10 protein-coding genes are annotated in these 12,900 nt (G+C 73.9%); 6 read left to right on the top strand and 4 right to left on the bottom strand.

All coding sequences use genetic code 11. The annotated features are described in order from the left end of the window. Positions 1-49: 49 nt before the first annotated feature. Positions 50-685 (top strand): TetR/AcrR family transcriptional regulator, encoded by a 636-nt coding sequence (locus tag AC5R91_RS28545; RefSeq protein WP_495394375.1) that lies wholly within the window; start codon positions 50-52, stop codon positions 683-685. 46 nt (positions 686-731) lie between these two features. Here the strand turns inward: AC5R91_RS28545 and AC5R91_RS28540 are convergent, their stop codons facing one another. After that, entirely contained in the window at positions 732-1,124 is a 393-nt protein-coding gene (locus AC5R91_RS28540) for a DUF4232 domain-containing protein (protein WP_495398082.1), read from the bottom strand. Here AC5R91_RS28540 and AC5R91_RS28535 point away from each other — a divergent pair. The 3 genes from AC5R91_RS28535 (at position 1,063) to AC5R91_RS28525 (ending at position 4,647) form a co-directional block, all read left to right on the top strand. Continuing rightward, a complete protein-coding gene (locus AC5R91_RS28535) occupies positions 1,063-1,536 on the top strand; it encodes a hypothetical protein (protein ID WP_495398110.1) in 474 nt (157 codons plus the stop codon). The two genes, AC5R91_RS28540 and AC5R91_RS28535, sit on opposite strands and share 62 nt — an antisense overlap. 529 nt (positions 1,537-2,065) lie before the next feature. Next, entirely contained in the window at positions 2,066-3,568 is a 1,503-nt protein-coding gene (locus tag AC5R91_RS28530) for a hemolysin family protein (RefSeq protein ID WP_495394374.1), read from the top strand. Then, entirely contained in the window at positions 3,565-4,647 is a 1,083-nt protein-coding gene (locus tag AC5R91_RS28525) for a hemolysin family protein (protein WP_495394373.1), read from the top strand. The genes AC5R91_RS28530 and AC5R91_RS28525 overlap by 4 nt, the downstream gene beginning before the upstream one ends. 54 nt (positions 4,648-4,701) lie before the next feature. Here AC5R91_RS28525 and AC5R91_RS28520 read toward each other — a convergent pair whose 3' ends face one another. Next, positions 4,702-5,562 (bottom strand): class I SAM-dependent methyltransferase, encoded by an 861-nt coding sequence (locus tag AC5R91_RS28520; protein ID WP_495394372.1) that lies wholly within the window; start codon positions 5,560-5,562, stop codon positions 4,702-4,704. Positions 5,563-5,671: 109 nt separating this feature from the next. Between AC5R91_RS28520 and AC5R91_RS28515 the strand changes: the two genes are divergently transcribed. Together AC5R91_RS28515 and AC5R91_RS28510 are read left to right on the top strand one after the other, a co-directional pair. Beyond that, positions 5,672-8,161, top strand: coding sequence for a substrate-binding domain-containing protein (locus AC5R91_RS28515; RefSeq protein WP_495394371.1), 2,490 nt, complete (start codon positions 5,672-5,674; stop codon positions 8,159-8,161). Positions 8,162-8,346: 185 nt separating this feature from the next. Then, positions 8,347-11,115, top strand: a complete 2,769-nt coding sequence (locus AC5R91_RS28510) for a WD40 repeat domain-containing serine/threonine protein kinase (protein WP_495394370.1) — start codon at positions 8,347-8,349, stop codon at positions 11,113-11,115. A 20-nt stretch (positions 11,116-11,135) separates the two neighbouring features. Here the strand turns inward: AC5R91_RS28510 and AC5R91_RS28505 are convergent, their stop codons facing one another. Next, complete coding sequence (locus tag AC5R91_RS28505) at positions 11,136-12,164, bottom strand: hypothetical protein (RefSeq protein ID WP_495394369.1); 1,029 nt, start codon at positions 12,162-12,164, stop codon at positions 11,136-11,138. A gap of 13 nt (positions 12,165-12,177) precedes the next feature. Further along, a complete protein-coding gene (locus tag AC5R91_RS28500; protein ID WP_495394368.1) occupies positions 12,178-12,717 on the bottom strand; it encodes a hypothetical protein in 540 nt (179 codons plus the stop codon). Positions 12,718-12,900: the final 183 nt, after the last annotated feature.

Raw genomic sequence — 12,900 nt, 5'->3', positions numbered from 1 at the left:
GATGGCCGGTCCACACTGGTCAGGACCAGCCACACCCGGGAGGCCCATCGTGACGGCAGGACCCGTGCTGGCGGCGGCGAACTGGCGCGAGTTCGCCCCGCCCCAGCTCACCCCGATCCTGCAGGGCGCGATGGAGGCCCTCTATGAGCACGGCTACCACGGCACGACGGTGCGGGACATCGCGCGCCGTGCCGGCGTCACCGTGCCCGCGCTCTACTACCACTACGCCAACAAGCAGGGCATCCTCGTGGCGCTGCTGGACCTGGGGATCGAGGATGCGCTCGGCCGGGCCCGCGCCGCGCTCGCCGAGGTGGGCGAGAGCGCACCCGCCCGCGCCCGCTTCGTCGCGTTCGTCGAGTCGATGACGCTCTTCATGGCGCACCGGGTGCGGATGGCCGTCCTCGACTCCGAGCTGCGTTACCTGGAGCCGGCCAACCGCCGCGGTTACGCCGCCAAGCGCAAGGAGCTCGAGACCCTGCTGCTCGACATCCTCGTCGACGGCAACAGCAGCGGGGTGTTCCGGATGGCCAGTCCCGCGGACACCTCCCGAGCGCTGCTCGGCATGCTGCGTTCGATCACCGGCTGGTACCACCCGGACGGGCCGCTCACGCCGACGGAGATCAGCAGGCGTTACGTCGACATCGCCCTGAGCACCGTCGGAGCGGCCGACCCGGCCGCCGGCTGACCACCGCCCCCGGTGGGTGCGGCGGCGGTGGTCAGCCGATGACGCGTCAGCGGGTGAAGGCGGTCACCGACAACTGCTGCACGGCCGGACTGCTGCACGCCGAGACACCGGACAGCGCCAGCCGCAGGGCCGTCGTGTTCGCCGGCGGGAAGATCCGCAAGGCGGCGACGGGTGTGCTCTGCTCCGGCTCGTCGCAGCCCTCCTGGATGCCGGGGTGCACGGTCCGCAAGGTCGCCCTGGCCGAGGCACCGGGGGCCAGCCGGACGGCCGGGCCAGCCGGACCCGTCCGGACCGCGGCCGCGCCGACCTGACGGCCCGCGGCGTCGAGGTAGGAGACGCCGGGGAAGCCGCGCAGCACGCAGGACGTGGTGCCGGTATTGGTCAGCACCAGGTGTTCGTACGTGCTGCCGGCCGCGCCCTCACCGTCAGCGGAGCGCACCGCCAACCGGGCGGTGGGGCACAGCCCGCCGGCCGGCGCGGTGACACTCCCGGCCGGCGCCCTCGACGCCGAGGCCGCCGTGCCGGCACCGGTCGCCCCCGCAGCGCCCAGCTCAGCCGTGGCCCGGGCAGCCGTGGTCTGGGCAGCCGGCCCGCGCGTGCCCGGTGTCGCCGTGCCCGGTGTCGCCGGGGCGGCCGACCATCCGGCTGGCGGGCCACCGCGGGGCGCGGTCACCGTGGCGGGGGCCTTCCCGCCCGCGGAGCTCCCAGCGCAGCCGGCGGCCAGCAGCAGGGTCGCCGCCGCCACGAGGAGCGCCGCCCGCGACGCGGTCGCCGTCGTCGGCCGCGAACCCGGTTCCACCGGGTGGGGAGGCCGGGACACCGTGCGGTCGGTCGGGAGCGCGGGCGCCTGATCGGGCCAGGCGGGTATTGGCACGGACCGTGTCTGAAGTCGATGCATGGCGACCTCCTCGCCCGACGGCTGGGTGGCGGCACCCGGCGACGACACCCACCTTCTTCCCGCTGTCACCCTCCGTGACACCCGAGGAATTCGTGCGTGTCGGACCCGAGCCGCTTCCTCCCATCCTGGCGATCGCCCGGGCCCGCGACCGGCCTTTCAAGGCCGCCGTCCGCGGCCGGCCGCCCGTGTACGCGGCGACGGTCGTGGCGGATCGTGGCCGGGCGATGGGGCTTCGGCCGGCACGCGGCCCCGGGACCACGCAGTGATCTACTACCGAACGCCCCCCGAGGTCTGGACCGTCCGGCGACGACAGGTCATCGTGAAACGGACGGGCTGCCCGGCGCGTTGAACCCGCGTGACGCGGGTAAGCCCAGCGCACGGGCCGACCCGGACCGACCGGAAGGGATCATGAAGGACTCCGACGACGCCGGATGTAGTTCCGGCCGGCCCACGCGTGGAGAAGCGCCCGCGGGGGTCGACCGATGATCGAGGCGCTTCTGCTGGTGCTCGGCCTGGCGCTCGTGGCCACCTGCGGGGTTTTCGTGGCCGCCGAGTTCGCCCTCGTCACCGCCGACCGGCCGTCGGTGCAGCGGGCCGCCGACCGGGGTGAGCGGGGCGCCCGGGGTGTGCTCGCCGCCCTGCGTGGCCTGTCCACCCAACTGTCCGGCGCCCAGCTCGGGATCACGGTCACGAACCTGGCGATCGGTTTCCTGACCGAGCCCGCCATCGCCACGCTGCTGCGCGGGCCGCTGACCTCGCTCGGCGCCTCCGACGGGCTGGCCGGCGCCTTGTCCGTGGTGGTGGCCATGGTGCTCGCCACCGCCGTGACGATGGTGTTCGGCGAACTCGTCCCCAAGAACCTGGCGCTGGCCCATCCGCTTGAAACGGCCAAGGCGGTGCAGGGCCCGCAGCGGATGTTCACCCGGGCCACCGGGCTGCTGATCCGCTTCCTGAACGCGACCGCGAACGCCGTGCTGCGCCGCCTCGGCATCGAACCGCAGGAGGAGCTGGCCTCGGCCCGCTCCGCCCAGGAACTGTTCTCACTGGTGGGGCGGTCCGCCGAGCACGGCACCCTGTCGCAGGAGACGGCGACGCTGGTGCAGCGCTCGTTGCTGTTCGGTGACCGGACTGCCGAGGACGTGATGACCCCACGGATGCGGATGCGCACGGTGCACGCCGATGAGCCGATCAGCGAGGTCATCACCCTTACCCGGCGAACCGGCCACTCCCGGTACCCGGTGCTCGGCGCGGACAGCGACGACGTCGTGGGAGTGATCCACATCAAGAACGCGGTCGGCGTCCCCGAAGACGACCGCGAGCGCACACCGGTGCGTGATGTCATGGTCGCGCCGGTCACGGTCCCCTCCACGCTCCTGCTGGAGCCGCTGCTGGAGACGCTGCGGGCCGGCGGGCTGCAGATGGCCATCGTCGTCGACGAGTTCGGCGGCACGGACGGTCTGGTCACCGCCGAGGATCTGATCGAGGAGATCGTTGGCGACGTCGTCGACGAGCACGACCGGGTCTCCCCCCGGGCCCTGCGCCGTCACGACGGTAGCTGGCTGCTGTCCGGTCTGCTTCGTCCGGAGGAGGCGAGCAACGTCACCGGGATCGCGATCCCGACCGACGACACGTACCAGACGCTCGGCGGTCTGGTAGCCCGCGCGCTGGGCCGCATCCCCCGGGCGGGGGACGCCGCGGCCGTCGAGGGGGTCCGCTACACCGTCGAGCGGATGGACGGCCGGCGAGTGGACCGGATCCGGCTGGAGCCGGTGGCCCCGAGGGGGGTCACCATGGCGGACGACCCGGCTCCGGCGCACCGGCCCGCGGGGACGCGGGATCGCGATCGGTCAGGGGGGCACCGCGAGCGGTCCACCGGCCCGCGCGAGCGTGGCGGCGGGTCCGGCTCCCGGACGCACGGCGACGGAGCACGCCAGCCGGCCGCGGGCGGCGCGCCCGAGGCGCTCGGGCGGGCGGCGCAGCGATGAGCGGCCTGCTGGCGATCGCCGCCACGATCCTGCTGCTGGTGCTCAACGCGCTGTTCGTCGGCGCCGAGTTCGCGCTGATCTCCGCCCGGCGAACGAGCATCGAGCCGATGGCGCAGGCCGGTTCCCGGCTGGCGAGGATCACCCTCGGCGCGATGGAGAACGTGTCGTTGATGCTCGCCGGCGCGCAGCTCGGCGTCACCGTCTGCACCCTCGGACTGGGCGCGCTCGGCGAACCGGCGATCGCGGACATGCTGCACGGCCCCTTCGAGGCGGCCGGGCTGCCCTCGGCGCTGCTGCACCCGGTGTCCTTCGCGATCGCGCTGGCACTGGTGACCTTCCTGCACGTGGTCGTCGGGGAGATGGTGCCCAAGAACATCGCGCTCGCCCTGCCGGATCGGGCCGTGCTGCTGCTGGCTCCGCTGCTGGTCGGCGTCGTCCGGCTGGGCAAGCCGGTGATCATGCTTCTGAACGCGGTGGCGGGCATGTCGCTGCGCGTCGTCGGCGTCGAACCGAAGGACGAGGTGGCCAGCGTCTTCACCCGCGACGAGGTGGCCGGCCTCATCGAGGAGTCGCACCGGGAAGGTCTGCTCGCCGAGGACGAGCACGAGCTGCTGACGGGAGCCCTGTCGTTCGAGGAGCGAACGGCGCGCGCCGTGCTGCTCGCGCCGGACGGGCTGGTCACGGTCCCGCCGACGATCACTCCCCGGGAGGTCGAGCGGCTCGCCGCCCGCACCGGGTTCACCCGGTTCCCCGTGCACGACGGCGACGGCGACGGCGACGGCGACGAGATGACCGGCTACCTGCATCTGAAGGACGTGCTGGAGACCCGCCCGGAGCGGCGGTCGAGCCCGGTGGCGGCGAAGTGGATCCGGCCGCTGGCGCATGTCGGCGCCGAGGACAGCCTGCGCACGGCCCTCGCGACGATGCAGCAGTCGGGCGCCCACCTCGCCCGGGTCACCGACGCGCAGGGCTCGGTCCTGGGACTCGTCGCGCTGGAGGACATCCTCGAGGAACTGGTCGGCAAGATCCGCGACGACGCGGTCCGCGGCGGTCACCGGCCCGAGCACCAGCCCGCCTGACGGAAGGCGGCGCGGCCGGCCGGTCAGGACCGGCGCGGGCGGGACCGTCGTGGGTCAGGACGGCCATGGGTCAGGACCGCCGCGGGTCAGGACCGCCGCGGGCCGCGGGCCGCGGGCCACGATGACGGCCATCGAGGGCGCCCACCAGTAGCTGCAGTCCTCGGGTGGGCGCAGGCCGTCGACGATCTCGACCGCGAACGTGCGGAAGTGGCGCAGCAGCGCGCGCTGGTGTCGCCGGGAGACCGAGTCGATCTCGTTGGAGTAGTAGGTGAACGCGCCGCCGTCGGTCAGGGCCGCCGCGGCCGGCGCGAAGAAGTGCTCGGCGAAGGTCGCGTCACGCATGACGTACTCGTCGACCTCCGTCTCGTCCATGGGATAGGTGTCGAACAGGACGCCGTCGAACCGGCCGAGCCCGGCGAGGGCGTCCTGCCAGCGCCCGGTGACGATCTCCACGCCGCGCCGGCCGTCGGCTCGCGCCCACTGCTCGGCGACCGCGGCGGTCTGCGGGTTCGCCTCCACGATGACGTGGCGGGCGGGCCCGACCTCCTGCACGAACCCGGCGGACAGCCCGAGACCGAAACCGATCTCCAGCACCGCTCCCCCCGGCGTCGTGACCGCCTGCGCGAGGGCCCGCATCAGCGGCGCCTCCCAGGTCTGCATCACCTCCTGGCCGGAGACGAGCAGGGTGCCGTCGACCACCGCGGGCGCGGCCGCGTCGATGGCGGTGTCGATGCGTGGGCGGGCGGCGCCCGGCACCATGGCTGCGGCCGCCTCGTCCAGCGCGCCGAGATCGGCGACGAACTCGTCCAGGGCCCGGTCCAGCAGGAACTGGCGAGGCTCGGCGGACATCGGGGCGAGCAGGGACTGCGCGGTCGGGTTCAGCGTCACCTCGAACTTCGCGGCACGGCGGAGCACGCGGCCTCCCGGGTCAGGGCGCGCCGGGTGCGGCCCGGCATCCGTTCCATATCGTAGAGCGATCAATCCCCTGCTACCGACGATCCGCCGGATGCGGGCGGTTATGATCGTGCCACGCTTCGGCGCAGACGGGGGATTGTGCCGGGGTAAGCAGAACGGCACCTCGGGGGAACGCGTGCGATACCAGCTCGGCATCAGTCCCGGCGTCGACGTCACCACGGCCGCCATCGCGGAGAACGGCTGGCCGTCCGCCATCGCCGTCGAGGGCGAGCCGCAGATTCCGACCGTGCTCCATCTCGCCGCCGACGGCACGGTGCGCGTCGGGCGCTCGGCCGTCCGGCTGCGAGCCGGCCAGCCGGAGCGGACCGCCGACGGCTTCGTGCACTGGCTCGGAGATTCGACGCCGATCCTCGTCGGCGGGATCGGCTACACCGCCTCGGCCCTGCTCGCCCGCTTCCTCGACGCGGTGATCCGCACGGCCACCGCCCAGCGCGGTGAACCGCCGGAGCTGGTCGTCGTGACCAGTCCGGCGACCTGGCCGGCGCGCCGGCAGGAGGGGCTCGCCGACGCGCTCGCCCGCCTGGAGACCACCACGCCGGTCGTCGCCCGCAGCTCCACGGAGGCGATGGCCGCCCTGTTCTCGCAGACCACTCCCGTGGCCGACGGGCGCGGCGCGGCGACCTACCAGCTCGGCTCCCACTGGTTCGAGGCCGCGGTGTTCACCGCGACGGCCGGCGGCTACGTGCCCGTCGGTTCCGCGGTCGGGCTCGGCGACGTGTCGACCTCGATGCTCGACGACCTGCTCTACGCCCACGTCGCCGGGCTGGTCGGCGACGCGGGCGAGCGTCTGCGCGGCGGCCCGCGGGCCTCGGCCGACGGCGCCCGCCTCGGCGCGGCCTGCGCCGAGGCCCGGGAGATCCTGACCGAGGAGACGTTCGCCGACGTCGCCGTGCCCACCGGCGACACGACCACCGTCGTTCAGGTCAGCCGGGACGGCTACGAGTCGCTCGTCCGGCCGTTGCTCGATGACTCGGTCCGGGCGTTGTCCCGGGCGATGCGCGCCGCGGCGGGCGAGACCAGCGCGCTCGGCCTGCTCGCGGTCTACGGTCCGGGTGCGCGAATCCCGCTGGTCAGCCGGTTGCTCGGCGAGCACTTCCCGGACGTGGGCCGGCTGGAGATCCGCCACGACGGCGAGTTCGCCCTCGGGGCGGCGCTGCTCGCCGCGCGCGACGCCGTGGCCGAGCCGGCGAGCTCGGAAACGGTCCTGCTCGGCCCGGCCGCCTTCGCGACGACCCCGCCGCCGAGTGTGCCGCCCGTCGTCGGGCACACCCCGCCGCCGACGTTGGAGTCGTCGGGTCCGGCCGCGAAGGGCGGCTGGGCGGGTTCCGGCACCCCGACGGGGCCGGCCGGCCCGCACGGGATCGCTGCCGCGGCGTCGGGTGAGGGCGCCCAGGCGTCCGTGGCCGGCGGGCGTCGGCGCTGGTCGGCGGGCGGTCGGCCGAGGCGCCGGCTCTTGGCGGGCGTGCTGGCGCTGGTCGTGTTCATCGCCGGAAGCGTCACTCTCGGCCTCGTTCTGACCGGCGGGGGCGACGGCACCTCGGTGACCGCCGCCGCACTGCCCCGCTCGACGGTCGATCAGCATCCCCAGCTACCCGCCGACACGATGCGCGCGGCCGAACGGGCCGCCGGGATCGCTGGCGGGGCCGGCGCGGGCGGAGCGGGCGCCGGCGCAGCGGGCGCCGGCGGCGGCGCCGTCGACCCCAATGCGGTGATCACGACGGGTTCGGCGGAGGTGGCCGCGATCACCGGGACGGCGTACAGCCTGTTCCGCGAGTCGGCGAAGGGCGTCACCGTCCGCGTCGGCAGCACCGACACGGACGACGGTTTCCAGAAGGTCTGCGCCGGCCAGGCAGACATCGTCGGGGCCTCCTACGCGCTGCCCGACAAGGCCTGCGGGGCTCGGGTCGCCGGCTTCGAGATCGCCCACCACCTGCTGCCCATCGTGGTGAGCAGGCAGAACACCTGGGTGCAGTGCCTTACCACGGCGCAGGTCGGCCGCATCTGGTCGCGGGACTCGACGGTGACCAACTGGAACCAGGTCGATCCGAGCTTCCCGAACGTTCCGCTGTCACCCATCGGCCCCGCGGCGTCGACCGTCCACGCCAAGGTGTTCCTCGCCAGCATGACCGGCAGCTCGACGAACACCCGCGCCTACGAGACCCGGGAACTCGACGAGATCCCGGCCCGCGTCGACGGCGACCGCGGCGCCATCGCCTTCATGGACTACTCGAACTTCCTGACGACGAGCCGGGCCGTGCGCGCCATCAAGCTCGACTCCGGCCGCGGCTGCGTCGAGCCGAACGCGCTCACCGCCGGCACCGGTATGTACATGCCACTGTGCAAGCCGCTGTACCTGTACGCGAACAAGGCATCGCTGCGCAAGCCGGCGGTGGCCGCGTTCCTGCGGTACTACCTGCAGAACCAGAAGGAGATCACGTCCCAGGCGCACTACATCGCCCGCGACGACGCCACGGTGCGTGACAACATCGCCATCGCGCAGAACCTGACGGCCGGCGTTCCGGCCGTCAAACCGGCCTAGCCGCGCCCTGGCCATCCACCGGGCGGCGCACCGTCGCGAACACATCAGTGTTGGTCTGATCCGGAAACGCTGCACTACATCGTCACCTGGTATGAACATGGGGTCAGACGGACGCCGAGGCCGGCGTGCCGTGATTGCGGGGCGGGGCATGCGGGGCCGAGACGGCCCCGCGGGAGTGGGGCACGGTGACGGGGACGACACCACCGCCGTTGTCCGGGAACACGGCGCGCCCGTTGCAGCCCGAGGATCCTCGCCGCCTCGGCCCCTACCAGGTGATCGGCCGACTCGGCCAGGGTGGGATGGGCACGGTGTTCCTCGGCCGGGCCCCCGACGGCACCGTGGTGGCCATCAAGGTGATCCGGCCGGAACTCGCGCAGCGCCCCGAGTTCCGTGCCCGGTTCGCCCGGGAGGCCGAGAGCGCGCGCCGGGTGCGCCGGTTCACCACTGCGGCCGTGCTCGACGCCGACCCCCACGGCCCGCAGCCGTACCTCGTGACCGAGTTCGTCGAGGGCCCGACGCTGTCCCGGCACGTGTCGGTCCGGGGGCCGATGCGGCCCGCCGACCTCGAGCAGCTCGCCGTCAGCGTCACCACCGCGCTGAGCGCCATCCACGCCGCCGGGATCGTGCACCGGGACCTCACCCCCGGCAACGTGCTGCTGTCCCCGGTCGGCCCGAAGGTGATCGACTTCGGGCTGGCCCGGGAGTTCAACGCCGACACCGAGCTGAGCCGGAACGTGCGCCAGGCCATCGGGACGCCCGGATACATGTCGCCCGAGCAGATTCTCGACGCGCCGATCACCTCGGCGGTCGACGTCTTCTCCTGGGGCGCGGTCATGGTCTTCGCCGCCACCGGCCAGCCGCCGTTCGGCACCGGCCGGATGGAGGCGATCCTCTACCGGATCATCAATGAGCCGCCTCGGCTCGACGGCGTCAGCGGGGAACTGCGCGGCCTCATCGAGGTCGCGATGGCGAAGGACGCCGCGGCCCGACCGAGCGCGGAGGAGCTGCGCACGGCGCTGATCGGCGGTGGGGCGCTGCCTGCTCGACCGGCGCCCGGGGCAACGCCGGACGAGCCCGCCGAGAGCTCCGCCGCCCAGCCCCGGCGATGGGGACGGCGTGGCCGTGGCGCCGCGGCCCCGAGCCCGGCAACGCAACCACCCGGCACCGCAGGTCCCGCAGGCGCTGCGGGGGCAGGATTCGCCGGCTCGGCGGGGACACCCGCGCCCGGCGGGTCGCCCCCGCCCACCACAGGACAGGGCGGGGGGGCCACGGTCGCCTCGCTGGGCGGCCACCCCGGCACCGCGGTGCCGCCGTACGCGACCGGTGGTGGTCCCCCGGCCGCGGCGATGCCGGCGACCCAGATGTCGCCGGCGCCGCTGGCATCCCCGCCCCCGATCCCACCTCGGACCCCACCGCCCGGCGGGTCGCCGGGCTCGACACCACCTCGGGTCGGCTCCTCTGGCCCGGCGGGGCGTACCGGTGCGGGTGAGCCGGCGACGCCGCCCATTCCGCCAGGCGGATCAGTCCCGCCAGGCGGATCAGTCCCGCCAGGCAGATCAGTCCCACCAGGCAGATCAGTCCCACCGCCGATACAGGCTCCGGGCAGCGCATCCACGACGCCGGGTGGTCCGCCGGACAGCGCGCCGCCCACCCGGCGCCGGCGCCGTCCCCGTGCGCTCGTGCTCGCCGGCGCCCTGGTGGTCCTGCTCTCCGCCGCAGTGGCGATTCCGGTCATCGTCCTGAGCGGCGGCGGCGGGCCGGGTGCTGCGAGCCCGGCCGAGCGGGCGGCCGCGTCGACGCGACTGGCCACCGGCGCCGCCGCACGTCGCGCCCAGGATCCGCAGCTCGCCGCGCGGCTCAGCCTCGCGGCCTACGCGATCGCCCCGACCACCGCGGCCCGCGACGCGCTGATCGCCTCGTTCGCGCAGCCGACCGCGACGCGGGTGCCCGCCGGCGCGTCGGCGTACTCCGACCTCGCACTCAGCCCGGACGGCACGACACTCGCCGGCACCGACGACGCCGGCCGGCTGCACCTGTGGCGCCTGGACGCCGCCGGCCGGCCGACCGTCGCCGCGCAGGGCTCGGCCGACGACCACACCAGCGGGGTGATCTTCGACAGCGGCGGGCGGACGCTGGCGACCGGCGGAGCCACCGACGCCGGCCGGCTGTGGGACGTCAGCGACCCGACGAGGCCGCGCCCGGTCGGCGCGCTCGGCACCCAGTCGACGCCGGTGCACCGCCTGGCCCTGTCCACCAGGGCTCATCTGCTCGCCACGGCCGGCGTCGACTGGTCGGTCGGGCTGTGGGACATCACCGACCCCGCCCGGCCCGCCTCTCTGCAACTGCTGATCGGGCGGTCCGGGCCGGTGACCGGGGTGGCGCTTCGCCCCGACGGCGCCGTGCTCGCCATCGCCGGGGTGGGTGGCACCGTCCAACTGTGGAACGTGCGCGACCCGCGCAACCCCGCGCAGATGGGGTCGGTGCCGGGCCACACCGGCGCCGTCAACACGGTGACGTTCAGTCCGGACGGCACGCTGCTGGCGACCGGGGGCGACGACCGGAACCTGCAGGTGTCCGATGTCGCCGACCCGAATCATCCTCGGGTCGTGCACCGCCTGCCCGGGCACGCCGCGCCCGTGACCACCGTCGCCTTCGCCACCGACGACCAGTTGCTGAGCGCGGACAGCGCCGGCAGCGTCGCCCACTCGAACCTCGCCGCCGCCGCGCCCGCGCTCATCCCGGTGGGCACGCTGGACTCGCCGGTGCGGGCGATGAGCACGACCGCCACCGGGACCGTCGCGCTGACCACCGACAGGGGCACGATCCTGCTCGGGACGGTGGACCCGCAGCGGCTGCGGCAACGCGCCTGCGCGAAGCCGGGGGCGGCGCTGAGCCGGGCCGAGTGGAGCCGACTCGTCCCCGGCCTCCCCTGGTCCGACGCCTGCGCGAGCTGATCACCTGCCGACCGCGGATCTCAGGGGGCCGACCGGCGTCGGCGCCACCGGCGCGCGAGCATGACCAGCATCCCGACGCCGAACAGCGACCCGCCGGTGGCGATCGCGGACGTGACCGCGACCCGGCGGGTGGAGGCGCCACTCACGCGGACCCGTTCGGAGGCGCCGCGACGGTCCGGGAAGCGGATCACCGCCGTGGCGGTCCGCTCGACCAGCCCGCTGTGCAGTTTCACCGTGGCGGTCCACGGCCCGGCCGGCATCTGCCCGTCGAGTGCGAACGAGACCGGGCTGACCTCCCCGGGGGCGATCGTCGTCCCGAGGTTCGCCGCGAACGGCCCGGCCTGCAGCCCGCCGGGGCCCTTGGTCAACGTCAGGTCGCCGGACATGTCCAGGGCCCGACCGCCGGTGTTGTGGATCTCGGTACCGACCGCCAGTCGCCCGTCGAGCAGGCGGCTCGCGGTGAGTGCGGCGATGGTGAAGCCGGCGGCGGGCGGGCCGCCGGGGCCGATGTCCAGATACATCCGGATCCCGACCCGGTTGACCATCTGGAATCCGACGCCCTCCGGCGCTGCGCTGCCTGCCTGTGCCCAGAGCACGCCGTAGTGCTCGCCCGGCGAGGCGTCACGGGGGACGGCGAAGGTGACCTCGGCCTGTTCCCGCGAATGCGGGCCGACCTCAATCGCACTCCGATCCAGACTGACCCAGGTGGTCAGCTCGTTGGGCGTGTGCCCCTCGGCGAAGTGGAACGAACTCCTGCCGAGGCTCGCGGCCCCCGGATAGAGCTCGATCCGCATCGGCCCGTCGGTGTTGTTCACGACCTCCACCTGGCGGCGCATCGTGGTGCCCGGGTTGAGGTGGTCGACGATGTACTGCCTGGCCCGGGGGTCCTTCCACAGCGACGCGGTGACCTCGCCCAGCCTGATCCCGAACGTCCCGTCGGAGTTGACGGTCCCCCTGCGGGGCGCGGCCGACACAGCAGGAACGGTGGTGGCCGGGATAAGCATCCCGGCCACCACCGCGAGGACACCGAGGATGGTGCCTCTGTTCATCCCGTAGCCCCGATCACGGCACCGTGGAGTGGGTGATCGTTGCGGTGTAGTTGGTGCCGGCGACGGCGGTGGGCGGGATGTCCACCGTCAGCGTCGGGTTCCACGACGCCGAGTTGATGCCCGGCCCGCCGGTGGCCGTCACCGTCGGTACCGGGGTGTTTTCGGCGGTGAAGGTGACGTCAGTCGCGGTCCCCGTGTTGTTCACGCGGGTGACCGTCCCCGGCGCGTAGTGGATGTTCGTGACGGGGATCGGAGCGATACCGGATCCCACCGGCGCGTTGAAGTTGGTGGTGGACACGCTGGCCACCCAGGAGGGCGCTTCGATGCCCTGGGTGTCGGTGACCGTGACGAGCCCAAGCGGACCCGACACGGGTGTCGTGCCGATCGCGCCGGTCAGGGTGGCGGTGGCCGGGGCCGTGATGTTCACGGCCCCTCCGGTGAGGGTCAGGGTCACCACGGTGTCGGCGGTCGCGGCACTGGCCGGTAGCGCCGTGCCGAGAAGTGCGGCCGCCGCGGCGGCCGCACTCAGAAGAAACAGCGATGACTTACGCAATGGAACTACTCCCCTACGTGAGGCCGAAGCGCCCTCTGCTGCGGTATCGAGAGGCAAGATCCGCCGGGCACGCAGCGAAAGCTATCACCCTGAGTAGCGATCAATCACGTAGGGCAACCGACCGCGTGTCTCGAGAGCTTTCCTCGGCCTCCGCCCGCCCCCGCGCCAGCCGGACTCTCCCCG

The sequence above is a fragment of the Frankia sp. BMG5.60 genome (assembly GCF_059428125.1).
Note: the sequence above shows the minus strand (reverse complement) of the source record. Positions and strands in the feature narration are given on the sequence as shown.

What these genes read in the sequence shown, in the direction of transcription:
- AC5R91_RS28525 (WP_495394373.1), top strand. Translation starts at nt 3,565, where the DNA reads ATGAGCGGCCTGCTGGCGATCGCCGCCACGATCCTGCTGCTGGTGCTC.
- AC5R91_RS28505 (WP_495394369.1), bottom strand. Translation starts at nt 12,164, where the DNA reads ATGAACAGAGGCACCATCCTCGGTGTCCTCGCGGTGGTGGCCGGGATG.
- AC5R91_RS28530 (WP_495394374.1), top strand. Translation starts at nt 2,066, where the DNA reads ATGATCGAGGCGCTTCTGCTGGTGCTCGGCCTGGCGCTCGTGGCCACC.